Here is a 24,860-nt window from a genome sequence, read left to right on the forward strand (position 1 = left end):
CGCTCAAAAGAAATGCGTATCTCCTGCAGACTTTGCCAAATACTGCTCAATCGCAAAAGAGGTTGAGTTACATAGCCAGAGATAATTCGGAAGGCGATGAGTTGTCCGAGGCTGATTTGAGATTGCAAGACAAGAGCTGCACCCACCCAAAGAACCAAAAGCTGAGAAAGCTTTTGAAGAACATTCGTTGTTTGATTAAGGGCAGTTGCTGTTAAAGTCTTCTCAAAGGCCCGGGAGATGTAGCCTGTATATCGTTCTTGCCACTTCCAGCGACTTACCATTTCGACATTTTGGGCCTTAACGGTCTGGATGCCAGTTAACACTTCAACGAGATGACTTTGTGTACGCGCGTTTTCTTGAGTCACATCACGCGTTTGACGCCTAAACAAAGGAGTACCAATGAGAATTAATAACACCTGAATCGGAAGTACTGCAAGGGCTACAAGGGTGAGAAGCCAGCTGTAGGAAACCATCACTACGATATAGATTACCGAAAAACATGCATCCAGCAGTGTTGTTAGGCCTTGTCCAGTCAGGAAGTTGCGAATTTTCTCAAGTTCAGAGACGCGGCTACCTAACTCGCCAACGGGACGTTTATCGAAATATAGAAGTGGCAACCTAAGGAGATGATCAATAACTTCAGCACCTAAGCGTGTATCGATGCGGTTTGTAGTCTCTGTCAGAAGGAAAGTTCGAAGTCCGCCAAGCACAGATTCAAGTATGGTAACGACAACAAGAGCAAATCCGAGCACTTGAAGCGTATCGAGACTACGTTGAGTAATGACCTTGTCAATAATGACTTGGATCAGTAGGGGGTTGGCAAGACTAAAAAGCTGTACAACAAACGAAGCAAACAGAACTTGAAGAAAAGCAGATCTGTACTTTCTTAATGCAGGCAAAAACCAGCTAAATCCGAAACGCTGTTCGGGAGTACTATTAGTCTTCTCAAGTTGAAGAACGGGAATACCTTCCGGATAAAGCTGTCGGATTTCTTCCATCGTGACAGTGACCCAGCCCTCACGTGGTGATGCGAGCAAAAGTCCATCAGCCCCGCTGCGTCGAAGTAGAGCGAAGCCATCGTGCCACGGAAGGATCGCAGGGACTGGCAAACGAGGGGCTAACTCAGGTTTAATTAAGACACCACTGACGTGCAAGCCAAGCATTCCAGCCAGCCCCCCATAAAGTTGAAGGTCTGGCTGAGTGCCACGACGCTGCACATCACGGAGGATCTTCTCAACCGCATCGCGACGAAAGGGAACGCCAAGATCTGAACAGAGCATCTGGAAACATGCCATGCCTTCGGCAATGAGACCTTCGCCACGAACCAAGTCAGAGTCTCTAGGCAACCCAGATTGACCCACATCAAGGCGGGTGGGTGTTAGATAAGACGAGGGTACAGCGTTAGCAGCCAGTGTCGTGATCGGAGCTGCAAGCGGCTCTGGCTGGGGCTCGGTCGAATCGAAAGTTGTGGAGGAGGAGGATGCGGGGAGCTGAAGAATAGAATTAGCCAGCGAGTTGGGCAGACTGATTAATCGGATCGGGATAGGCCCTCTGCGCTCTGGAGCAGATTGACCAGCTTGTAAAATGGTACCGATCGCTAGATCGCTAGAATTAACACTAGCGACGAAGGTACTTCGATCAAGTGAGCCGACACTTTGTAGAGATGCTGCTGGTTGAGCCTGCTCTCGAATCGCTTTAAAACAACCGACGAAGGCCAAGTCACTGCGCTGTGACTTCTCAAACAGGCACTCCGTTAGGGCAGCAAGTTCTGCAGGGAAAAGCCGATTACTACACCAGGACGCCAGCTTCGCGGATTCCTGATAAATGCTCAGGAATAGTTCATCACTGATGGAGAGGGCGATAAGTTCCGACGAAGCAGAAACCGTTTCGCAGGGATGACCCCGAAGCAAAGAAGCCAGTCCGACCAAAGCGCCGGGCTCGAGGTTGCCTAGAGTTTGCGGAAGACCTGAGACCGTAAAAACAAGTCGCGCTCGACCCTGAAGGATGAGGACGACCTGATTAGATAGAACTCCGCTATCGGATATGAGCTGTCCAACCTTATACTTAAGGACACTCGCACCTTTCTCAAGCAAAGTACGCTGCTCATCGCTGAGCAGGTGGAAAGGCTCGACATGCCGAAGAATTTCAAAGCTTGCCTCGGACATCAGAGCTCAGAGGAAGGGGTCGAGAGCTTGGGGGTCAGCTGGCCCAGCAGCTCTGCAGCTTGCTGCTGGACGTCGGCCTCGAAGAGCTCATGCTCCATCAGCTGACGCATGGAATCGTCCAGAATGGCGGGAATAGTAGATTCTAAACGAACGATCAAAAACCAGTCCTCGACTGCGATGGGTGGATTGACGACGCCGACATCGGCAGATCGAAGTTGATCGCGTAGGTGCGGGTGAGATTTTGCAAGAGGAGCTGGACCAACGATACCGCATGTCTTTTTCTCGTGGCCTTCTGAAAAATCGGATGCGAGGTCGGCAAAGGTGGCCTCACGTCCGGAGAGGCGCAGGTAGAGCTCATTGGCCAAGCCAGCATCCTTAACACGGAGAAGGCTGTAAACCACCTGATCAAGGTCCGACTTACGATCCAAGAAGCGTGCCTCAGCCTTTGGTCCGTAAGTGGCATGAGCGTACTTGCGAACACGTAACGGCATCAACATTTGCCAAAGTGCGTCTTCAACAGCAAGGCCACGAGACATGAAAAATGCGTCGAGTGCCTCAACAGAGTCAAGTCGGAGTTGCTTTGCACGGGCCTGTCGCACAGCTTCTATTTCTTCGGCTGTCAGATCAACAGAACCTACAGCTTGGGCTCTCACTGTTCTGACAATCAACTCTTGCAGGAGATTGTGACGATGCAGATCAATAAGAATCTCAGGAGGCCATTGAGAAAGGGACACGAGCTCTAAGCGTTCACATCTTTATAGCAGGTGCGGCAGAATATTTTGTTCGGGAATACGCACCTATGCGAGGTGGTTAGAGCCTAGTTGATAAAGCAGTGCTTGCATGATCCCGTATAGACGGCGTCCAATCAAAGGAAATTGGTGCTGCACGCGCCATACCTGAGCATTTCGCTGGATCTCAGAGAAAGTATCATCAGGGTGACGAAGCTGCTGCAAGAGGCGTGTTAGCCCAGTGGCGATCTGGTCAACACTCGTGCCATCAAGACGATGAGTCACCCGAGCGACATCGCCGAAAATGGCTAACGGTGTAGTGCAGACAGGTGGACCAGCAGAGAGGCCGTGACGAACAGCAGCACTCGATGATTCCTGGGTTTGCTGATAGGGGAAAACAATTAAATCAACCGCAGCAAGGTTTGCCAAGCTCTCCAGATCAGAGCTATAGGATTGATGCAACACAACATGCCGTGACAAGTCTAGACTTTGGATCAACGTGGCAATTTCGGCTGCTAGAGCTGCTGATTGAAGGTTTGGATATTCAGAATTGAAAAGATCGAGATGCACAGAAATACCGCTTTGCCGCATAATATGAATGGCTTTGACTAGCTCTATAAGCCCTTTATGCGGCAAGCAGAATCCGTAGCTTGCCAAATGATAACGGTGGAACAGATGTCGGCGCGCTCGACTCAGCAGACGACGATGGAAACGAGGCGCTGACGGTGACGAGGGTAAGCCATGTGGGAAGAGAGCTACGTTGTTGACGAGGCCAAGAGCTTTGAGACGATTGAGGTCATCAGGGCTGTGAACGAGTAGGCGATCACAGCAACGCAATCCAGGCAAGAGCAGTGACAAACGACGGTCTGGTTGGTCCACTGGATCCTGAGTGCTGTGCAAAACGACAATGATGCACAAGTTTCTCCGTCGCAGCTCGAGGAGAAGGGACAAGAATCGAGAAAAGACAAAGAATCCGTAGTTAAACTGAATGACTACTCCATTAAGGTTGGAACGTTCAATGGAATGAAGAAGGTCATCTAGATTGTCTACGCCTGCGGTCCAGCAGCGTGATACCGAAGACTGATCAGTCTGAAGAGTTGTAGCTACATGGTTGGCAAAGATGGGTAAATCTGGGTCGATCGAATCGATAAGATGCTTGGAGTAACTGGAAATACCGCAAGGAACATTCCATGTTGTGACCCAGCCGAAACGAGGCACGGGCATCGATGAGTCACTAAGGAATTTCAGCGCAGCACCTTCAAGTCTCTCTGCAGTCCGTGGCCAAGAAAAAGAGTGATGAAGGAGATGCTGGGCTGCTGAGATTTTGGCAGCAAGATCTGACTGTGAAGAGCGGTAGACGCGCATCATGACCGCAGCCAGGTGAGCCACATCTGGTTTGGCCCAAACAGAACACCACTGCTCAAAATGTGACTCGGCCCACTCAAAGGCATAATCGACTAGAAATGCCGTCTCTTGAGTACAAAAGTCAAGCTGCCCCCCCCATGCCGTGCAGATAACTGGCAGGCCAAAACGCATTGCCTCAGCCAAGGGGAGACCAAATCCCTCAGCCTTGCTCGGTGCAACAAGAGCGTGGCACTTGGAATACAAATAACGAAGCTGAGACGATGTTAGGTCGTCCTGCAGGACAACAACATGTGGCGGTTGCTCGCAAGAGTTGCGGAAGTCGTCAACAAGTGAGGAGATGCTGTGATGAGGGTTGGGAAACGTTTTAATGATCAAAGTGACCTCGTCATTGCCCGTAAAAGCCAAGCGATAGGCCTCTAAGAGCTCCTTAACTCCCTTACGGGGAAAGCAAGAAGACACATGGAGAAAACAGTAACTCCTGAGGTGAGGCAGCTCGAATGGCTCAGCCTCGACGGCCAGAAGGTGCTCAGTTCCAAGGCCACAGGTTTCAAGAGGTATCGCAACACCATTATCAATCAGCACTTTACGGACATGCTCAGACATCACTGTTATACCCTGCAGTTGAGCATTGAACTGATGAACCCAAGTGCTGGGAAAACCTGATTCCTCCCAGCCATAGGCGTGGAGAGTATTGAGTCGACTGGAGAGATCAGCAACACGGGGAGGAAAGAGGTTTCGGCTGGTAATCAGTGCCTTCTCAGCTGAAAGCGCAGAGGAATGCTGCCAGAGGCGCGCGAGATCAGGATTATCCTTGAGGAATTGTGGGTCTGGAGCATAGTCCCCAGGTCCTTCAGTTGCGAAGAGTGCAACATCCTGGCCGCGTTGATCCAAGGCCTTGGCAAGTTCTCGATTGAGAATGGCAAGGCTATAGGAGGTGTCAAAAGGTCCCTCAATTCGCCACGAAAGTGGCGAGGACACCTTTAAAGAGCGCTGCAGATGTTCCGTTTGATATTCAGCAAATGCAATCGCTTCAGCGGAGGCTATCGGTAGTGAGCGTTGCCAAAAAAAGTACGCTTGGACCGCGATAGCTGAAGGACTTGGCAGCAAAGCGCCCGGTAGTCCTGTTCGCGCTCCTGAGTGATTTGTGACCAGTCAGAGGCAGAGGTGAGGTTCGTTGGAAAGTCATGAAGTCGACAATCCTCGAGCGCCTTGAGAGCTTCACGAGCCGTTGCTGACCATGAAAAGAGAGCGGCTCGACGCGGTGCGTTGTTGCGCAACCTTGATTGAAAGTCAGAGTCCGTGAGTGCGCGCATCAAGACCGATGCGATTGAATCAACATCGTAAGGATCAAATAATGCCTCTTCATCCCCAATCACCTCCGGAATGCTGGTGCAGTTTGAGCCAATGACAATTCCGCCACAACTCATCGCCTCTAAGGCAGGGAGGCCAAAGCCCTCATGGAGCGAAGGCAAGACAAACACAGAGGCGCGTCGATAGAGAGTAGCCAGCACCAAGTCATCGACATAACCAGCCAAAATAACGTGCTTTGGATTGAGTCGTAGACTTGCAACTAAACGATGAATGTCAGAAACTTCTTCATCACAAAGCTTGCCGACAAGAAGCAAAGGATGGAATGACTGAGTCTGATCCGAAAGCTTGGCAAAAGCTTGAACTAATCGTTTGAGGTTCTTTCGTGGATCGCCTGCACCGGAGTAGAGAATAAAACCACTCTTAGGTAGCTCCTGCAGTAATGGGCTAAGGCAAGCATCAGACTCTTCAGGCGAGAAGAGCTTGGTGTCACATGCTGACGAAATAACTCTAAGACGCTCTTGGGCTAGGCCGAGCGACTCCGAGGCCTCTTGTGCTGCATAGTTAGAAATAGCCAGCAGAAGACTGGCTTGTTTAAGCTCTTCAAGAAGTGAATAATAGAATGATGCATATCCTGGCTGAGGCTTGAGATAGGTATCCGCTTGAATAAGCGGGATTAGATCATAGTGAATCACAGCTGTAGGACATGCGCCAGCCGCACGATCAACTGAGTGAACACAATCATCGCCATAGCCTTCGAAAAGGCTTGTAATGAGCACCCAATCTGGAGAGCAGCGTCGGATTGCGTACTCCCGAATCGCTACTGCGATATGACGACGGTGATGATTCTCTGGCCATCGAGCTGACGAGGGAGAAGGCGCATACCATTGACAATAGTGAACACGCCGATTTGAATCACTGCAATACGCTGAAAAGACTGATCTCAGATCATAGAGATTGGCATTGGCAAACAAGATATATTCATGCTCTGGACCTTCATCAAGCATCGCCTTGATCAGGGATAACGAATAACGACCAATGCCACGGAACCGACTTCCACCACTTTGGCAAGCCTGGAGATCAATTAAAATTCTCATGTCTTGAAAGTCGGCGCAGAGCACTAGGCGACCTAAGATCTAAAACGATCTGATGCACGCGGGGCTGCAATTGAGCATAGAGGGGTGGTGGCATGACGAAACCAGGCTTACGCTCCTGACGCTCATAGAGAGCAAGAAGCGGATAATACAAACCAAGAATGCTTAGCACCCTCGAGAGAAGTTTGCGATTTTTTCGGCTTGTCAACCCAGAGCGGTGAGCAATATCAATAAGAAGTAAATGCGGCTGAACGAGTCTTTTAGAGAGTTTACGGCCTAGCCGGCGAAGCTTTGAGGCAACTTTTAAGAGCCATGAAAGATCATGCGCTAGCTTGCCGAGCTGTTGGTCATGGTTATCGAGTTTTAACTCAAGTCCAGCAATCAAACTATCATGAGCCTGCTGGTATTGGTATAGTGATTCTAATAATGTGGGTGCAAGATGAAGCTTAGTTCTCCACGTCGACGCTTGAAGAAAGTTCGAGCAGGGCAGAGTTGGGCTCGCAATTACACACACATCCTGGGCAACACCATTCAAAACCCGGACAAGTCGATGGTGTGCTGTTCCCTGCTCCGGTCCTCCATTGAGATAGATGGATTGACGCCAAGCAAAGCCAAGAGCTTGGAGGGTAAAACCAAGGGAATCAGGATGAATCGGAGTGATATGAGTTGGATCGAGGTAGAAAGACTTACTAGCAACTAAGAGATTGTCAATACTGGGAGTCTCCAAAATCAAGAGGCCGGTTGGCAGAAGCAGCCTCCGCGCATGCTCAAGCAAGATGCGAAGCTGAGAAGTTGTTAAGTGTTCAATAAGGTGGAATGCTGATATCAGATTGAGACTTTGATCCGGGAGACTCGCAAGGTACGTAAAAACGTCGCTACAAGTTACATCGAAGCCAAGCATGCGGCACTGCTCAACAAAATCTGGATTGGCATCGACTCCAACTGCTTTATAAGAATGCTGTTCTAGAAGTTGAAGCCACTCACCACGACCGCAGCCCAAGTCCAAAGCTTTCCTGCCGTGAGTATGTGGCCACGTTTGTAAAATCCCGTTGTAACCACTCAGCCGACCAACGATCTGATCTCGACTGCCACGAAACGCTTCTTCAAAGTCTGAATAGTCTGTTGATTTCATGCCTGCCCGGTCTCCTGAGGAAGGACGTCTAGGCTGATCCCTAAGTTACATGGAGAGAATATCCCAGCTTTCACGTTTGAAGTGTGCTGCTGTTGAAAGTGAATCGCACTGTTAATCCAGTGGTGATTGCAATGCGAAGCCTGAGAACCCGAGGAAAGAGCAACGGTGATGCTGTAATCACCAGCCGCCAAAGCAGGCCAGTCAATCACAAAGGTCGCCATCAATTGATCTCCACAAGCGGCTGAGTATTGCTGAGACTGGCCGCCAACAATCGTGTTGTCTCCAAAAATGACCAGACCACGAGAATTTAAAACTTGATAGCCAATAAAAGGATGATCGAGTTTGGTATGGAGAAGGGCCGTGACAACCAAACGGATTGGAGAGCCAGAGATCAAGTCATGGCATGGACGACTATCAGAATCAATCAGTTGAACATTGGTTATCGTCGCAGCACCGTCGGTGTGGGCGTCTGGAGAAGCTGACCAGGGCGACAGGTGATCTAACTCTTCGACTGCTGACGCAACTGCAGGCTCTTGCATGATCCCTGAGGCCTGCTGACAGAAGGTGTCATATTGATACAAACCCTGCTTTGTAGGGCCATAGAACTGAACGGAACCCTGATGAATCCACAAACAGGTTTGAGTTAAGGAAGACACCGATGCCTTGTCATGACTGACAAATAGCAATGTGCCCGAATCCCTAAAGTTGCGAATGAATCGCATACAGCGTTGCGTAAAGACAGCGTCGCCAACAGACAGTGCTTCGTCACACACTAGTATATCGGCATCAACGTGCGCAATCACTGCAAAAGCAAGTCTAACTTGCATTCCGCTGGAGAAGGACTTCACTGGCTGATAGACAAAGTCTCCAATGTCCGCAAAGGCCAAGATATCCTCTAGCTTGGCATCAACGGATTCTCGACTCAAGCCGAGCAGAGCCGCATTGAGATAGATATTCTCTACCCCAGTAAACTCAGGATTAAAACCACTTCCCAATTCAAGCAATGCAGCGATGCGACCATTGCACTGCACAGTGCCTTCGCTTGGCGAGAGGGTTCCACATATCATCTGCAACAGTGTACTCTTTCCACTCCCATTCCTGCCAATAACAGCAAGCTGCTCACCAGGGTAAATGTCAAGAGTGAGATTTCTAAGCGCCCAAAACTCTTGATAGTATTGACGCCGATTACTCCAAAGTATCTGCTTAATGCGATCTCTGGGCTTCTCGTAGATTTTGTAACGCTTGCCAAGATTGAGCAAACGGATGATCGGCTCTCCTTGCTGATCAGATCTTGACATCTCAGATGACATCGGCAAAACCAGGCTTCATACGCATAAAAAACCGATAAGAAAGCTCTGCCGCCAGGCCAGTCATGAGAACTACCAAGAGCAACATCCGAAAACTAGGAGCATGTCCCGATACAACAACGACCCTTGTTTGCTCGATAAGAAACGAAAGGGGGTTTAAAGCAAGAAAAGGCTGCCACCTCGCGGGTAGAGCGGATAAAGGGAAAAAGATCGGACTTAAGAATAGCAGCGCACTCATAAAGACCCCAGACAACTGGCCAAGGTCTCTAAAATATACCCCGATCGCAGACAAGATCCAGGAAACTGAGAGCGACAACAGAATCAGTGGCAGCCATACAACTGGCAGCCAAAGCACAGTGAGCTGCACAGAGCCATAGGCCAAGATCTCAAATATCATTAGAACAAAAAGGCTTGTCAATGCATGCACTAATGAACTGGCAAGGTTAACAGCTGATAGGATCTCCAACGGAAAGATGATCTTCTTAACGAAATTTGGATTGGCCGGGATTAGCAGTGGCGAACGCGTAATGCACTCTGAGGCAAGATTAAAGACGATGAGGCCTGCGAATAGGTTGATCGCAAACTCAAGTGGTCCCTGCGGTGCCCCAGCTGAGCTCCACCTGGCCTTGAAGACTTGTGAAAACACAAAGGTATAGATCGCCAGCATCGCCAACGGATGCATGAAGGTCCAAAGCCAACCAACAAGAGATCCTCTGTAGCGACCTAAAACATCTCGCTCTGCTAAGCGATAAATCAACTCTCGATGTCGCCAAAGAGGATGCACAAAAGAAGAGTTGCGGGCCACAGTTGCTCTAGATGTGTTTGAGACCCGAGGCGAGACCAAGCAAAACCCCTGCCAAAAAGCTTTCCTTAAGCTACTGGTCCATAAACGGTCTTGTCAAATCAAGGCGCCATAATCATCCGTGAATCACTCACTATCCACGACGGCCAGAGGATTATGACAAACATGCATACGACCTGACGGCAATCCATCCGCCACGACGAGATTCCTCGCCAACGCTGTGGAAGAGCACTTGAGATTGCATAGGCACTAGCAGCAAGACAAATGCTCACCATTGCGTCGAACACAACGCAGTGGGACGAGACTAGACAAGCAAAGGTGAAGGCAGTGAACAAAACCACGCGTGAGCGATTAACCCGTGATTGAATGATTCATGGCCAGATTCGCAACTATTAAAGCAGAAAGAAAGGCGAATCATTCGATAATGATATCAACTAATACCCCTTCTCTCGGCTACTCCACAGTAACGCTCTTGGCCAAATTGCGGGGCTGGTCCACATCCAGCCCCCGGTGAGCCGCGATGTGATAACTAAGCAGCTGCATCGGGACCACTGTCAGCAGAGGGCTGAGCAGCTCATCCACCACTGGTACCGGCAGCAGCGTGTCAAAGAGATCGGCATCAGGACCTTCAGGCGCGACCCCGAGAAGCTGGGCATCGCGAGCCTTGGCCTCCTGAGCGTTGCTCAGCACCTTATCGAACACCGTGCCTGGAACGGCAATCGAGACCACCGGCACCCGTGCATCCAGGAGCGCAATCGGCCCGTGCTTCATCTCACCGGCAGGGTATCCCTCCGCGTGGATGTAGCTGATCTCCTTGAGTTTCAGGGCTCCTTCCAGGGCAATCGGATAGTTGATTCCACGACCCAGGAAAATCACATCCTGGGTGTCGGCGAACAGATGGGCCAGCTGCTCGCAACGGCTGTCATGGTCATCCACCAGGTTTCTCAACTGTTCGGGAAGTTGCCGCAAACCAGCGATCAGAGCCTGAAGCTGCTCTGTCCCCAGCACCCCCACGGCCCCGGCGCGGCGTTCGGCGAAGGCGATCGACAGCGCATAGAACGCCAGCAATTGTCCAAGGAAGGTCTTGGTGGCCGCCACGCCCACTTCAATGCCAGCACCTATATCAAGGATGTGATGCACCAGGCGACCAAGGGAACTTTCCGGGCGGTTAGTGATACCTAAGAGTCTCGGGGAAAAGGAGGAATCCGGCACGGCTAGGCGGCGAGCCTGCTCCATCGCCAGGGCCGCCAAGGTATCTGCCGTTTCACCCGACTGAGTCACCCCGATTGTGAGCGTGTTCGAGCTCAGCGGCGGCGGGGCATAACGGAATTCGCTGGCGTAGTGAACGGTTGTGGGAATACCAGCCAGCTGCTCTAGCAAGTAAGCCCCCACTAGCGCTGCGTGACGGCTCGTGCCGCAGGCGAGGATTTGGATGCGCTCCACCCCTTCAAACACGCTCTCATCGAGGGGCAAGGCCACACATCCACTGGTCTCTGGCAGATGGCGTGCCACCCAGAGAGCGGCTGTTTCGGGCTGCTCGTGGATTTCCTTCAGCATGAAGTGACGGAAGCTGCGCTTATCCGCCACGTGATCCGTGCCGCTCAGGAGGGTGGGGGCCCGCTGCACCCGCGCTCCTGCCTCGTCATACAGCTCGATTCCCAGGGGGGTGAGCAGCGCCACCTCCCCGTCTTCCATCGGCAGGATCGTGCGCGTAAAGCCAGCCAGAGCCGGGGTGTCACTGGCACAGAGGAATTCCCCTTCCCCCAGGCCAATCAGCAAAGGCGCTGCTTTGCGGGCCACCACCAGGGCACCCGGGAGCGCAGCCCAAACCACGGCCAAGGCATAGGCCCCATGCAGCCGCGGCAAAACCGCTTGCACGACCTCAAGCAGGAGCTGGGGAGAGGCTGCGTGGCCCAGGGCCTCCAACCGATCGAGCTCTTGGCTCAGCAGATGGGGAATGACCTCCGTGTCCGTGTCCGAGCGGAAGACCACACCCTTGGCCTGGAGCTCCTCACGCAGGCTTCTGTAGTTCTCGATGATCCCGTTCTGCACCACGGCCAGACGACGGGGACCATCGAGGTGGGGGTGGGCATTGCGTTCTTCCGGCTTGCCGTGGGTCGCCCAACGGGTGTGGCCAATACCGCACTGCCCCTGGGCCCCCTGCGCCTCAAAACGAGCCGTGAGGTTGGCGAGCTTGCCTTCAGCGCGCAGACAGGCCAAGCCGGACTCATCGGCCACCGTGGCGATTCCCGCGGAGTCATAGCCCCGGTATTCGAGCTGACGCAGACCCTCCAAGAGGAGCGGTGCCGCCTCGCGCGAACCAATCACCGCAACGATGCCGCACATAGCGCCTGGAACCAATAAAAAAGCCCGGCTGGGCCGGGCTTGAGCTTATGGGAGCTGGGCTCAGTAAGCCAGGCCCATGGAGCGGGTGGTTTCGTCGCCGAGGTAGACGCGAATGGAGAGGAAGTCGGTGGGGCAAGCGGTCTCACAGCGCTTGCAACCGACGCAATCTTCGGTGCGGGGAGACGAGGCGATCTGGCCGGCCTTGCAGCCATCCCAGGGCACCATCTCGAGAACATCGAGAGGACATGCCCGAACGCACTGGGTGCAGCCGATGCAGGTGTCGTAAATCTTGACGGCGTGGGACATGTCGTCTGTGGACGCGACGCCCAAGGTACCCATGGCAATCAGCATCCAAGCCACAGGCCTCCCTGGCCGTCATCCTTGTTCATACGGGGGGTGCCTGGCACACATACCCGTAGGATGCGGCGTCCGACACTCCGGCCATGTCCCAGGAAGCGATCTTCGAGAAAGTCCGCTCGATCGTTGTTGAGCAGCTGAGCGTTGATGCCGGCGAGGTCAAGCCCGAATCCAACTTCCAGAACGATCTGGGCGCTGACTCCCTCGACACCGTTGAACTCGTGATGGCCCTGGAAGAGGCCTTCGATATCGAGATTCCCGACGAAGCCGCTGAAGGCATCGCCACCGTTGGCGACGCCGTCAAATACATCCTGGACAAGCAGGCCTGAGGAAGGAATTGATGGTGGAGGGTCTCCGCCGCGTCGTCGTCACCGGCCTTGGCGCGGTCACACCAATTGGTAATGACGTCGCTTCCTACTGGGAAGGACTGAGTAGCGGTCGTAACGGGGTGGCGCCGATCACCTTGTTTGACGCGTCTGCCCATGCCTGCCGCTTTGCGGCCGAGGTGAAGGATTTCGATCCCTCCGCCTACATCGAGCCCAAAGAAAGCAAGCGCTGGGATCGGTTTTGCCAGTTCGGGGTGGTAGCCGCCAAGCAGGCTGTGGCCCATGCAGGTCTGACCATCGACGACAGCAACGCCCATCGGATCGGAACCGCGATCGGTTCTGGCGTGGGCGGTCTTCTGATGATGGAGACCCAGGCCCACGTGCTGGCAGACAAGGGTCCATCTCGGGTGAGCCCTTTCACCGTTCCGATGATGATCCCAAACATGGCCACTGGCCTGACAGCGATCGCCATTGGGGCCAAGGGCCCCAGCAGTGCTGTGGCTACGGCCTGCGCCGCCGGCTCCAATGCCATCGGTGATGCCTTCCGGTTGATCCAGCTGGGTCAAGCCGACGCGATGGTCTGCGGTGGCGCCGAATCCGCCATCACCCCGTTGGGAGTGGCTGGATTCGCCAGCGCCAAGGCTTTGTCATTCCGCAACGACGATCCGGCAACCGCCAGCCGGCCCTTCGATGCCGAGCGTGATGGCTTTGTGATCGGCGAGGGCGCAGGCGTGCTGGTTCTTGAGAGCCTCGAGCACGCCCAGGCCCGCGGGGCCGAGATCCTCGCTGAGGTGGTTGGCTACGGCATGACCTGTGATGCCCACCACATCACCTCACCCACCCCCGGTGGCGTGGGCGGGGCTGAGGCCATGCGCCTGGCTCTTCAAGACGCACGCATCGAGGCCGATGCGGTCGACTACGTCAACGCCCACGGCACCAGCACCCCGGCCAATGACTCCAACGAGTCCTCGGCGATCAAGTCCGCGCTCGGGGATCGGGCCAAGCAGATTCCGGTGAGCTCGACCAAGTCGATGACCGGTCACCTGCTGGGCGGCAGCGGCGGCATTGAAGCCGTTGCCGGGGTCCTGGCGATTGGCCACAACGTGGTGCCGCCTACGATCAACTACCAAAATCCGGATCCGGCCTGTGATCTGGATGTCGTTCCCAATCAGGCCCGGGAACACAAACTGAACGTGGTGCTTTCGAATTCCTTTGGGTTCGGCGGCCACAACGTTTGCCTGGCGTTCCGCCGGTTCACCTAGCCCGCGGTCTCCCCCGCCCGTACACCCTTCCCTTACCCGTAACCCATGGTCGTCGCTCCCGCTTCTGTCGACACGCTCTGCGTCAACAGCATCCGCTTCCTGGCCGTCGACGCGATCAACAAGAGCAACTCCGGTCACCCCGGACTGCCCATGGGTTGCGCTCCCATGGCCTACACCCTGTGGGACAAGTTCCTCAAGCACAACCCCAAGAACCCCAAGTGGTTCAACCGTGACCGCTTTGTGCTCTCGGCCGGCCACGGCTGCATGCTGCTGTACGCGCTGCTGCACCTGAGCGGCTACGACTCGGTCACGATCGAGGACATCAAGCAATTCCGCCAGTGGGGCTCCAAGACCCCTGGTCACCCCGAGACCTTCGAAACCGCAGGCGTCGAAGTCACCACCGGTCCCCTGGGTCAGGGCATCGCCAACGCTGTCGGCCTGGCCATGGCCGAGGCACACCTGGCGGCCAAGTTCAACAAGCCCGACTGCACGCTCGTTGATCACACCACCTACGTGATCATGGGCGACGGCTGCCACCAAGAAGGCGTCAGCGGTGAAGCTGCGTCCCTGGCCGGTCACCTGGGCCTGGGCAAACTAATTGCCCTCTACGACGACAACCACATCACCATCGACGGAAACACCAACGTTTCCTTCACCGAGGATGTGCTGAAGCGCTACGAGGCCTACGGCTGGCACACCATCCACGTTCAGGACGGCAACACCGACCTGGGTGCGATCGCCAAGGCGATTGAAGAGGCCAAGGCCATCACCGATCGTCCCTCGATGATCAAGGTGACCACCACCATCGGCTACGGCTCCCCCAACAAGGCCAACACCGCCGGTGTTCACGGCGCCGCTCTGGGTGCTGATGAAGCTGCCGCAACCCGCCAGAACCTGGGTTGGAACTACGGCGAATTCGAAGTTCCCCAGGAGTCCTACGACCAGTGGCGCAAAGCCATCGAGCGTGGCGCCGCCGCTGAGGCCGCCTGGAACGCCACCCTGGCTGACTACCGCAGCAAGTACCCCACTGAAGCCGCTCAGTTCGAGCGTCAGCTGCGTGGTGAGCTGCCCCAGGGCTGGGATGCCAACCTCCCCAGCTACACCCCTGACGACAAGGGCGTGGCCACCCGGATGCATTCCTACAACTGCCTGAATGCCATCGGCCCCAACCTGCCCGAGCTGATCGGTGGTTCGGCTGACCTGACCCACTCCAACCTCACCGACATCAAGGGTGAGTCCGGTTTCCAGAAGGGTGCCGAGGGCAACCGCTACCTGCACTTCGGTGTGCGCGAGCACGCCATGGGCGCGATCCTCAATGGCCTCGCTTATCACGGCAGCGGCTTGGTTCCCTACGGCGGCACCTTCTGCGTCTTCGCTGGCTACATGGTGGGTGCCATGCGCCTGTCCGCCCTGAGCGAACTGGGTGTGATCTATGTCCTGACCCACGACTCCATCGGTCTGGGTGAAGACGGCCCCACCCACCAGCCGATCGAGACCCTGGCCAGCCTGCGTTCGATCCCGAACATGCTGGTGATCCGCCCCGGCGACGGCAACGAAACCAGCGGTGCCTACAAGGTCGCCGTGGCCAACCGTCACCGCCCCACCGTCCTGTTCCTCAGCCGTCAGGCGATGGCCAACCAGGCCAACTCCAACGCCGACCACGTGGCCAAGGGTGGCTACATCCTTGAGGACAGCAACGGCACCCCCGATCTGATCCTGATCGGCACCGGCACCGAGCTCGACCTCTGCGTCCAGGCCGCTGCCAAACTGCGCTCCGAAGGCAAGAACGTCCGCGTGGTCTCCATGCCTTGCGTAGACCTGTTCGAAGAGCAGGACGCCGCCTACCGCGAAAGCGTGCTGCCCGCCGCCTGCCGCAAGCGCCTGGTGGTCGAGGCCTCCAGCAGCTTCGGCTGGCACAAGTACACCGGCTTCGAAGGCGACACTGTCTCCATCGACCGCTTCGGTGCTTCTGCCCCCGGCCCCCTGCTGATGGAGAAGTTCGGCTTCACTGTTGAGAACGTGGTCGCCAAGGCCAAGGCCCTCGGCTGATTAGACAAGAGTCATTGATTCCACTCAAAGCCCCGCCGATGGCGGGGCTTTTTTGTGTCCACACAACCTGATGCATCAGCAATAAAAAAACCCGGGCTTTCGCCCGGGTCCTGAACTCAAACAAGAAGCGTGGAATTAAACAGCAGCGACTTCGCTATTGCTCTGCTGTTCGGCGAGGACTCTCTCAAGCCCCTCTAGATCCTCTTCGGTGATCTTGGTCTGCATCGGGCAGTGCTTGGGTCCACACATCGAGCAGAACTCAGCCTGCTTGTAGATATCAGCCGGCAGGGTTTCGTCGTGATACTCACGGGCCCGTTCGGGATCCAAGGAAAGTTCGAACTGCTTGTTCCAGTCGAAGGCGTAGCGGGCGCGGCTCAGCTCGTCGTCACGATCACGAGCACCGGGGCGGTGACGGGCGATGTCGGCGGCGTGGGCTGCAATCTTGTAAGCGATCAGGCCTTCACGCACGTCCTCTGCATTGGGCAGACCCAGGTGCTCCTTGGGGGTGACGTAGCAGAGCATCGCCGTGCCATGCCAGCCGGCCATGGCCGCACCGATCGCTGAGGTGATGTGGTCGTAACCGGGGGCGATGTCGGTGACCAGAGGACCGAGCACATAGAAGGGTGCCTCGTTGCACTCCTCCATCTGCTTTTTGACGTTGAACTCGATCTGGTCCAACGGCACGTGACCAGGACCTTCGACCATCACCTGAACGTCATGCTTCCAGGCGCGACGGGTCAGCTCGCCCAGAGTCTTCAGCTCAGCCAGCTGAGCGGCGTCAGAGGCGTCGTGCTGACAACCAGGACGCAGAGAATCGCCCAAGGAGAAGGTGCAGTCGTAGCGCTTGAAGATCTCGCAGATGTCGTCGAAGCGCGTGTAAAGGGGGTTCTGCTTGTGGTGATAGAGCATCCACTGGGCCAAGATCCCGCCGCCGCGGCTGACGATCCCAGTCAGGCGGCCCTTGACCTTGGGCAGGTGCTCAATCAGCAGACCGGCGTGGATCGTCTGGTAGTCGACGCCCTGCTGGCAGTGCTTCTCAATGATGTGCAGGAAGTCATCTTCCGAGAGACGCTCGATCGAGCCATGCACGCTCTCGAGGGCCTGATACACGGGCACCGTGCCGATGGGCACCGGGGACGCATTGATGATTGCCGTGCGCACCTCATCGAGGTTCACGCCACCGGTGGAGAGATCCATCACGGTGTCCGCGCCGTACTTCACGGCCAGCTCCAACTTCTTGACCTCTTCAGAGGCATCGGAAGCATTGGGGGAGGCGCCGATGTTGGCGTTCACCTTGCACTTGGAGGCGATGCCGATCGCCATCGGCTCCAAGTTGGAGTGGTTGATGTTGGCCGGGATGATCATGCGGCCGCGGGCCACCTCTTCCATGACCAGCGACTCGGGCAGGTTCTCCCGCTTCGCCACGTAGGCCATCTCTTCAGTCACCACCCCCTGTCGGGCGTAGTGCATCTGGGAGACATTGGCTTGACCTTTGCGCTTTTCGATCCAGGCGCTACGCATAACCGCTATGGCGTTGGGCGGGGGCGCAACCTGAGTGTCTCTTCTCACTTCCCTGCGCCGGCATGACCCGGATCAGGTTCGGAGGGTGTGATCTCAGCCCCCGCAATGGGAGGCACCCCTAGTGACTCCCAAAACCTAGCAAGTCTGAGACTGCAGCCCGTTCAAGGCTGCCGCAACCACGCGGTGATCACTGTCCTGCTGCAGGCCCTGCAGCACCTCGCGGGCCTCGCTGCTGCCTTCCCGCACAAGACGGCCCAAGATTTCGGTGCCGCCCACCCGGACCGTGCCATCGGCCTCGGCCACCGCCAGGCGCGCCAACTCAAGCAACTGCTCAGGGGCAATCTCTGGGTGCTCCGCCACAGCCGAGAGGATGCTGCAGTGGATCAGCCACTCGCTCTCGGACTGGAACGACTCCAGCAGCAGCGGCCAGGCCCGATCAATCCCATGGCTCACCAGCGCATTGGCCGCTTCGGCGCGCACGGCCACCTCAGGGTCGTGCTTCAGCGTGCGAACGAGAGGCTCCCAACCCGACGCCGTGGGCTTGTGCCCCAGGCCCGAGCAGCTCAGTTGCCGCATGATCATGTCGCTCTGCTCGAGACCCAGCAGCAGCAGCGGCTCGGCCTCCTCGGCACTGGCCTGGATCAGGCTGGCCAGGGCAGGACGGGCCTTGCCGGGGTTATCGGAGGCGATGGCCTCGCGCAGGTCGTCGAAGTTCATCGGCACACTCTGCCTCTACTGCTGGTCCCGCAGGGTCTGCAGGATCGCCCGGCGGCGCCGGCGCCAGCTCCAGGTGCTCTGGGCCAACAGGGCCAAACCAATCAAAAGAGCCGGCAGGGCCTGCAGCCGATCCGGCCCCTGGCGCAGCAACACCCCCGCAAGGCCGATGAGCACCAACAACAGTGTTGAGCAGGCCAGCAAATTACGGATCATGAGCCTGCTCGCTCCAGCCAACGCAGCACGCTGGCGCTGAGCACCTCAACGCCCACCCCGACCGCGGCCTCATCGGCCGCAAAGGTATTGCTGTGCAGGGGTGTGCAGCCCTTCGGCCCAGCCACACCCAAACGGAACATCGTGCTGGGGGTGTCGCGCTGCAGCTCCGCAAAGTCCTCAGCACCCAGGGACGGCTGCTCGAGCCACTCCACTTGCGGCCGGCCCAGCAGTTCCACCGCCTCATCGGCCAACAGCTGCGTGAGTTCGGGGTCGTTGTGGACCGGCGGGGAGATGCAGCGGTAGCGCACCCGGGCCTCCCCGCCATAGCCCTTGCAGATGGCCTGCACGGTCTCCTCAATCCAGCCCGGCAGCAGGGAATGCAACTCCAAATCCAAGCAGCGGACCGTTCCAAGCAACCGGACGTGATCGGCAATCACGTTGAAGGCCTTGCCCCCTTCAATCCGGCCGAAGCTGACCACCACCGGGTGCAACGCGTCCAAGCGGCGGCTGATCGCCTCCTGCAAGCCACTCACCACCCGAGCCGCAATCCAGATGGCATCGGTGCTCTGGTGGGGCCGCGCACCATGGCCACCCTCACCCAAGACCTCCACCTCCAGCTCCCCAGCGGCGGCGGTCAGGCTGCCGCTACGCACCCCGATCGTTCCGACCGAAAGACTGGGAAAGACATGCACGCCAAACAGGGCATCCACCCCCTGCATCGCCCCATCGGCCACCATCCAGGCCGCCCCTTGGGCGGTCTCCTCCGCCGGTTGAAACAGCAAGCGAACCGTGCCGACCAACTGTTCGGCCAGGGGCCCCAGGATTCGAGCCACGCCCAAGCCCACGGTGGTGTGAATGTCATGGCCGCAGGCATGCATCAGGCCCTGGTTCAACGAGGCATAGGGCAGGCCCGTTCGCTCCTCCACCGGCAACGCATCCATATCCACCCGCAGGGCCACCACGGGGCCACCGCTCGGACCCAGTTCCGCCAGCACCCCCGTGCGGCCCACCCCTTCTTGGACACGCCAACCCAGCTTGCGCAACTCGCCGGCCACCAAAGCGGCGGTCTGATGCTCATTGCCGCTGAGTTCCGGATGGGCATGCAGATGCCTGCGAATCGCCAGCAGCTCCTGCTGGGCGGCCTTGACCTCCGCCTTGAGCTGATCGCGGGAGAGCAGATCGGGCATCAGCTGCTCAGGGCCAAAAAGTCAGACAGGGCTTGAACCGGAACCGGCGGCCAGCGCCGAATCTCTAGGAGCCATTCTGGCTGGCGGTAACGCGGATCCAAGCCCGCAGCCGAAGCCCAATGGCTCTCGGCCTCGCCGGACTCACCCTTACGCCAGAGCACCGCAGTCAGAGCAGCCCTGGCGTCGGCGAAGAGGGGATAGCGGCGAATAATGCTGCGGAGCTCCTTCTCCGCCAAGTCCAGATCCCCCAGCTGAAAGTCCGCCAGGGCCGTACTGGAGCGGGCCATCGCAAAACCTGGACGGGTCTCGGCTGCCTGATCAAAGCTGCCTCGGGCCTGCTCCCAGTCCCCCTTGGAGCCCTGCACATTGCCGAGGTTGTAGAGGGCCGAGGCATCGTCGCCGCGCTCGAGGATCCAGCGGTAATCCGCCTCTGCGGCATCCCACTGCTTCAGGGCTTCTTCAGCTGTGCCGCGGTTGAGATGGGGATCGGCGTTGCTCGGATCCAGCTGCATCGCCTTGGACTGGTCGGCAATCGCCGCCTCGGGGTCACCTAGGGCCAGCTGGACATTGCCGCGATTGCTCCAAGCCGCAGCGTCCTCGGGCGCCAGCTCCAGGACCTGGTTCCAAAGATCCAAGGCTTGGGGGAACGCCCCCTCACGACTCGCCGTCAGGGCCTGATCAAACAATTGGGGCAGGCTCAGCTGCACCGCCAGCAAAACGGCCAGAAGCGCTGTCATGCGGCCTGATCCTGCAGGTGATCGATGCCCGCCTGGGTGATCACGCGTCCGCGCGGGGTGCGTTGCAGCAGCCCCTGCTGCAACAGAAACGGCTCCACCACTGATTCGAGGGTGACGGGGTCCTCACCCAGTCCGGCCGCGAGGGTGTCGAGGCCCACCGGGCCACCGCCATAGCCGTTATGGAGCAGATCCAGCAACCGCCGGTCGCTGGCATCCAAGCCGCGGCCGTCCACCCGGTGCAGGCTCAAGGCCTGCTGCACCAGCTCAGCGCTCACCCGCGCATGGCCGCCGACGGAGGCCACATCACGCACCCGCCGCAGCAGGCGGTTGGCGATTCGCGGGGTGCCCCGACATCGGCGCGCCACCTCCAGAGCGGCCTCTTCCGCCAGATCCAAGGCGAGCAGACCGGCCGCCCGCTGCACGATCGCCTGCAGATCCTCCAGTCCGTAGAACTCCAGCCGCTGGATCAAACCGAAGCGATCCCGCAGGGGTGAACTCAGGGAACCCGCCCGTGTTGTAGCTCCCACCAAGGTGAAGGGCGCCAAGGGAATCGTTCGGGTCCGGGCCGTCGTCCCCTTGCCGACCGTGAGATCCAGGCGAAAGTCCTCCATCGCCGGATAGAGCAGTTCTTCGGCGACCCGCGTCAGGCGGTGAATCTCGTCGATGAACAGCAGCTCCCGCGGCTGGAGATTCACCAGCAAGCCAACGATGTCGCGGGGGCGCTCGAGGGCAGGCGCACTGGTGATGCGGCACCGCACCCCCAGCTCCTCGGCCAGGACCATCGCCATGGTGGTCTTGCCCAGACCCGGAGGGCCGTAGAGCAGCACGTGATCCAGGGCTTCGTCGCGGGCGCGGGTTGCCTCAATCGCAATCCCAAGAACCTGCTTGAGCTCGCTTTGGCCGATGTAATCGGCTAACTGCTTGGGCCTGAGGGAATCCTCGCGCTGGAGCGGCTTCTCTTGCTCACTGACGGCAGGATCCACCAACCTCGGGGCCGGCTGACGCGGCGCTGTTGATCCCGAAGAAACGATGGCCATCGCCCGAGGGTATCGGCAGCGGACGACCACCGGCCAGCGGATCCATCCCTAGGGTCACTGGATTGAGATCGCGGCGCCATGGCTAAGGGCGGGGGCAAAAAGAACGCCAAGGCCCTTCGGGACGCCGCCAACAAATTGCTGGCGGACAACCGCTTTGCGCGGCACCAGTACGAAATCCTCGAAACTCTCGAGTGCGGTGTCGAGCTGATGGGCACCGAGGTCAAGTCCATCCGGGCTGGGCAGGTCAACCTGCGGGATGGCTTCTGCCTGATCCGCAAGGGACAGCTGCAACTGCACAACGTCCACATCTCCCCCCACACCCACGCCGGTGCCTACTTCAACCACGAGCCCCTCCGGACCCGCCGGCTGCTGGCCCACCGCAAAGAGATCGACAAACTGCGCATCGCCGTCGATCAGAAGGGCCTCACCCTGATTCCCCTCAACATCCACCTCAAGGGCTCCTGGATCAAAGCCACCATCGGCCTGGGAAAGGGCCGCAAGCTCCATGACAAGCGTCAGGAGGAGCGGCGCAAGCAGGACATCAAGGACGCCAAAAAAGCCATCGCCCGCTACTGATTCGGGTCAACCCGCAGGGAGAGCGTCAAGCTCGCCGAGGACAATCCGTCATTGCTGATCAGGACCTGAACCGGGGAGCGTTTGACCTCCCCAAGGCTCACCACCCGCAGTGGTCCACGCGCCTCCAGCAGCTGTCCATCGGCGGCGAAGACGCTCATCTGCATCAAGGCCGATCCCCTCACCCCAAGGACCAAGCGACTGCCAGACGGAACCTGAATCGGGAACACCCGGGCCCCCCCAGCCGGCACCCAGGCAGAGACGGTCTTGGTGCTGTTGCGCTTCCCCTCGATCAGCTCGATCTGCAGGTTGCCCAGGGCTTGTTCGGCGGCGGCATACCAGAGCTGCCGAAAGGGCTCCGCGGGGATCTCGGCAGCCTGGGAACCGTTCAGCAGGTTGAGCGCGCTCCCAGAGACCAACTTCTGGACCACCTCCGGGCTGAGTCCCTGGGCCACGAGGCCCTGCTGACGGCGATTCCAATCGGTGGCGGTGAGATTGCCCAAGCGCGGCCGCAAGGGCAGCGGCAACTGCTCCACGCGGCTCAGCCAGTCCTCAGCCAGTTCACTCCAGACCATGCGCAGGGGTGCATCCGCCTGGCTATCCGATGGCAGCCGGCCACCACGCTCCAGAAAGCTGGCGTCCACCAACTTGAGGAACCAGCGGCGATCCACCTGCAGGGCCCGCAGGCGATTGAGCAACTGCTCCCGCTGATTGATCTCCGCCGCCGGCAAGCTCGAGCGGAGCCGAAAGCTGGGAAGCGCCATTGGGCTAGTGACCTTCCCCCGGCTCAAGACCAACCACCCCAAGGCGGTCCCCACCAAGGCAGCGAGCACCAGCGCAACCACCACCGGCCAAAGCCGTCCTTCCGCGTCCTGCTCCTGCTGCCGCTTGCGCCTCCGCGATGGGGTGGAGTGCCTCACCAGCGGGATTGGAGCAGGTAATGCAGGAGTGAAGTGCTGAAAGGCCGCCAGAGCAGCGGCCGCTGAAGGGAAACGCAGCTCAGGCCGATCGCTACTCAAAGCCTGCAGGGGCCCGATGGATTCCAAGGCCGCCGCGGCCTGTGTCCCCAGCAGGTCTTGGGCCCACTGCGCAAGGGAGAGCAGATCACGCTGGGGATCCCATGGGGCTGGCTGCTCCAGGGCTAGGGGGAAGGGCAGCCCATCCGCCGATCGCCTCAGGATTTGGGAGGGCGACCAATCTCCGCAAGAGAGGCGATGGCTGTGCAGCAAAGCCATCAGAGGCAAGAGCTGCCGCAACAGCTCGAGGACCTCTGGGACGTCGAAAGTCTGTCCACCCTCCAGGAAGGCCTGAAACGACTCCCCCTCCTGCCACGGGCGCGGCAGCCAGAGCTCCCCATCGCTATTGATCAGATCGGCAAAGCGAGGCAGCTGGGGATGCAGGACCCCCTGCAGCTGTAGCCAGCGCTTGATCCACTCCTCCCGCTGCTCATCGCTCAGCCCGCTCAGATGGAGAAGGTGCACCGACGCATCGGCTGCCGCTTGATCAATGGCCAGCCACCGGTTCTCCGCAAGGGATCGCTCGAGTCGATAGCGACCGCCGATCAGCGCCCCTGGCTCCAACCTCGGATCGTCTTCCACCAATGTGGATCAGGCCGCGCGCTCAGGTTGCTCCAGACCTTTGCCCTTCAGCCACTCACCGTCATAAAGCCGTGACCGATAGCGATCGCCGCTGTCGCAGAGGACCGTGACGATGGTGTGTCCGGGCCCCATGCGACGTGCTGTCTCGACGGCCGCCGCCACATTGATGCCGACGGAGCCGCCGAGGAACAGGCCCTCCTGCCAGAGCAGGTCGTAGATCGTTTGAAGAGCGTCCTGATCGTGGATCCGGACCGCGTCATCCACCGGCGCCCCCTCCAGGTTCGCGGTCACGCGACTGTTGCCAATGCCCTCGGTGATCGAGTTGCCCTCGCTGCTGAGTTCGCCACTGGTGGCCCAGCTGTAGATGGCGCTGCCGTGGGGATCAGCCAAGACACAGCGCAACTGCGGCTTTTTCTCCTTCAGATAAAGCGCCACGCCGGCATAGGTGCCACCGGTGCCGGTTGCCGCCACCCAGGCATCCACCTTGCCGCTGGTTTGCTCCCAGATCTCTGGTCCAGTGGTCTTGTAGTGGGCGCGGCGGTTGGCGAGGTTGTCGAACTGATTCGCCCAAACCGCGCCGGGAATCTCTTCGGCAATGCGGCCTGAGAGGCGGACATAGTTGTTCGGGTCCCTGTAGGGAACCGCTGGAACCGTGCGCACCTCAGCCCCCAGGCTGCGCAACAGGCCAATCTTTTCAGCCGATTGGGTCTCGGGGATCACGATCACCGCCCGATACCCGCGTGCATTGCAGAGGTGCGTCAGGCCAATGCCGGTGTTGCCCGCCGTCCCTTCCACCACGGTGCCGCCGGGCTTGAGCAGGCCCTGTTCTTCGGCCTCCAACAGAATCCCCAGCGCGGCCCGGTCCTTGACGGAGCCACCGGGGTTCATGAACTCAGCCTTGCCGAGGATCTCGCAGCCGGTCAGCGCACTAAGGGCATTGAGACGAATGAGCGGGGTCTGGCCCACCGCACCGACGAAGCCGGATGCAATCCCCGGAGTGCTGGCGCCCATGCCCATTTCTGCGTTACGGCGATCG

Annotated in this window: 21 protein-coding genes and 1 riboswitch; of the genes, 4 read left to right on the top strand and 17 right to left on the bottom strand. The window is 58.0% G+C overall.

Going from position 1 to position 24,860, the window contains the following annotated elements; genetic code table 11:
- From CB0205_RS15825 to psaC, 9 genes are all read right to left on the bottom strand, one after another.
- On the bottom strand, positions 1-2,165 hold a 2,165-nt coding region (locus tag CB0205_RS15825; RefSeq protein WP_156797774.1), incomplete at its 3' end, for an ABC transporter transmembrane domain-containing protein.
- Entirely contained in the window at positions 2,165-2,899 is a 735-nt protein-coding gene (locus tag CB0205_RS0102785; protein WP_029626072.1) for a peptidylprolyl isomerase, read from the bottom strand. The genes CB0205_RS15825 and CB0205_RS0102785, both read right to left, overlap by 1 nt.
- A gap of 63 nt (positions 2,900-2,962) precedes the next feature.
- On the bottom strand, positions 2,963-5,365 hold the full coding sequence (locus CB0205_RS15215; RefSeq protein ID WP_156797776.1) for a glycosyltransferase: 2,403 nt from the start codon (positions 5,363-5,365) through the stop codon (positions 2,963-2,965).
- Positions 5,299-6,687, bottom strand: a complete 1,389-nt coding sequence (locus CB0205_RS15220) for a glycosyltransferase family 1 protein (RefSeq protein WP_156797777.1) — start codon at positions 6,685-6,687, stop codon at positions 5,299-5,301. Before CB0205_RS15220 ends, CB0205_RS15215 begins: the two co-directional genes overlap by 67 nt.
- Complete coding sequence (locus CB0205_RS15225; RefSeq protein ID WP_010314080.1) at positions 6,647-7,792, bottom strand: class I SAM-dependent methyltransferase; 1,146 nt, start codon at positions 7,790-7,792, stop codon at positions 6,647-6,649. Before CB0205_RS15225 ends, CB0205_RS15220 begins: the two co-directional genes overlap by 41 nt.
- Positions 7,789-9,102 carry an ABC transporter ATP-binding protein gene (locus CB0205_RS0102805; protein ID WP_010314081.1) on the bottom strand — a complete coding sequence of 438 codons (1,314 nt, stop codon included), beginning with the start codon at positions 9,100-9,102 and terminating at the stop codon, positions 7,789-7,791. Before CB0205_RS0102805 ends, CB0205_RS15225 begins: the two co-directional genes overlap by 4 nt.
- Entirely contained in the window at positions 9,092-9,904 is an 813-nt protein-coding gene (locus tag CB0205_RS0102810; protein WP_071777932.1) for an ABC transporter permease, read from the bottom strand. The genes CB0205_RS0102805 and CB0205_RS0102810 overlap by 11 nt, the downstream gene beginning before the upstream one ends.
- Positions 9,905-10,354: 450 nt before the next feature.
- On the bottom strand, positions 10,355-12,247 hold the full coding sequence (glmS, locus tag CB0205_RS0102815) for a glutamine--fructose-6-phosphate transaminase (isomerizing) (protein ID WP_010314086.1): 1,893 nt from the start codon (positions 12,245-12,247) through the stop codon (positions 10,355-10,357).
- A gap of 60 nt (positions 12,248-12,307) precedes the next feature.
- Entirely contained in the window at positions 12,308-12,553 is a 246-nt protein-coding gene (psaC, locus tag CB0205_RS0102820; RefSeq protein ID WP_006850103.1) for a photosystem I iron-sulfur center protein PsaC, read from the bottom strand.
- A gap of 137 nt (positions 12,554-12,690) precedes the next feature.
- Here psaC and acpP point away from each other — a divergent pair, with 137 nt between their 5' ends.
- Genes acpP through tkt form a run of 3 tightly spaced genes read left to right on the top strand, consistent with a single transcriptional unit; the run spans position 12,691 to position 16,241 of the window.
- The gene (gene acpP / locus CB0205_RS0102825; RefSeq protein ID WP_010314088.1) at positions 12,691-12,933 is read left to right on the top strand and encodes an acyl carrier protein; all 243 of its coding nucleotides are present in this window, start codon (positions 12,691-12,693) and stop codon (positions 12,931-12,933) included.
- Positions 12,934-12,944: 11 nt separating this feature from the next.
- A complete protein-coding gene (fabF, locus tag CB0205_RS0102830; protein WP_010314090.1) occupies positions 12,945-14,192 on the top strand; it encodes a beta-ketoacyl-ACP synthase II in 1,248 nt (415 codons plus the stop codon).
- A gap of 45 nt (positions 14,193-14,237) precedes the next feature.
- Positions 14,238-16,241: a transketolase gene (gene tkt, locus CB0205_RS0102835; RefSeq protein ID WP_010314092.1), complete on the top strand. Its 2,004-nt coding sequence runs from the start codon at positions 14,238-14,240 to the stop codon at positions 16,239-16,241.
- Between the two features lie 135 nt (positions 16,242-16,376).
- Here tkt and thiC read toward each other — a convergent pair whose 3' ends face one another.
- From thiC to ruvB, 6 genes are all read right to left on the bottom strand, one after another.
- On the bottom strand, positions 16,377-17,762 hold the full coding sequence (thiC, locus tag CB0205_RS0102840) for a phosphomethylpyrimidine synthase ThiC (RefSeq protein ID WP_010314094.1): 1,386 nt from the start codon (positions 17,760-17,762) through the stop codon (positions 16,377-16,379).
- A gap of 32 nt (positions 17,763-17,794) precedes the next feature.
- Positions 17,795-17,892: riboswitch (TPP riboswitch) on the bottom strand.
- A gap of 5 nt (positions 17,893-17,897) precedes the next feature.
- Complete coding sequence (locus tag CB0205_RS0102845; protein ID WP_010314096.1) at positions 17,898-18,479, bottom strand: HEAT repeat domain-containing protein; 582 nt, start codon at positions 18,477-18,479, stop codon at positions 17,898-17,900.
- A gap of 15 nt (positions 18,480-18,494) precedes the next feature.
- Positions 18,495-18,692, bottom strand: a complete 198-nt coding sequence (locus CB0205_RS0102850; RefSeq protein ID WP_010314098.1) for a DUF3188 domain-containing protein — start codon at positions 18,690-18,692, stop codon at positions 18,495-18,497.
- Positions 18,689-19,879: an amidohydrolase gene (locus CB0205_RS0102855; protein ID WP_010314102.1), complete on the bottom strand. Its 1,191-nt coding sequence runs from the start codon at positions 19,877-19,879 to the stop codon at positions 18,689-18,691. The genes CB0205_RS0102850 and CB0205_RS0102855 overlap by 4 nt, the downstream gene beginning before the upstream one ends.
- On the bottom strand, positions 19,879-20,616 hold the full coding sequence (locus tag CB0205_RS0102860; RefSeq protein WP_010314104.1) for a tetratricopeptide repeat protein: 738 nt from the start codon (positions 20,614-20,616) through the stop codon (positions 19,879-19,881). The genes CB0205_RS0102855 and CB0205_RS0102860 overlap by 1 nt, the downstream gene beginning before the upstream one ends.
- The gene (ruvB, locus tag CB0205_RS0102865) at positions 20,613-21,653 is read right to left on the bottom strand and encodes a Holliday junction branch migration DNA helicase RuvB (RefSeq protein WP_029626074.1); all 1,041 of its coding nucleotides are present in this window, start codon (positions 21,651-21,653) and stop codon (positions 20,613-20,615) included. The genes CB0205_RS0102860 and ruvB overlap by 4 nt, the downstream gene beginning before the upstream one ends.
- A gap of 78 nt (positions 21,654-21,731) precedes the next feature.
- Between ruvB and smpB the strand changes: the two genes are divergently transcribed.
- Complete coding sequence (gene smpB / locus CB0205_RS0102870) at positions 21,732-22,229, top strand: SsrA-binding protein SmpB (protein WP_010314107.1); 498 nt, start codon at positions 21,732-21,734, stop codon at positions 22,227-22,229.
- Here smpB and CB0205_RS0102875 read toward each other — a convergent pair.
- Positions 22,223-23,824 carry a serine/threonine protein kinase gene (locus CB0205_RS0102875; RefSeq protein ID WP_156797779.1) on the bottom strand — a complete coding sequence of 534 codons (1,602 nt, stop codon included), beginning with the start codon at positions 23,822-23,824 and terminating at the stop codon, positions 22,223-22,225. The two genes, smpB and CB0205_RS0102875, sit on opposite strands and share 7 nt — an antisense overlap.
- A gap of 9 nt (positions 23,825-23,833) precedes the next feature.
- Complete coding sequence (locus CB0205_RS0102880) at positions 23,834-24,835, bottom strand: cysteine synthase A (protein WP_029626075.1); 1,002 nt, start codon at positions 24,833-24,835, stop codon at positions 23,834-23,836.
- Positions 24,836-24,860: the final 25 nt, after the last annotated feature.

This window comes from Synechococcus sp. CB0205, assembly GCF_000179255.1.
Lineage (GTDB): Bacteria > Cyanobacteriota > Cyanobacteriia > PCC-6307 > Cyanobiaceae > Vulcanococcus.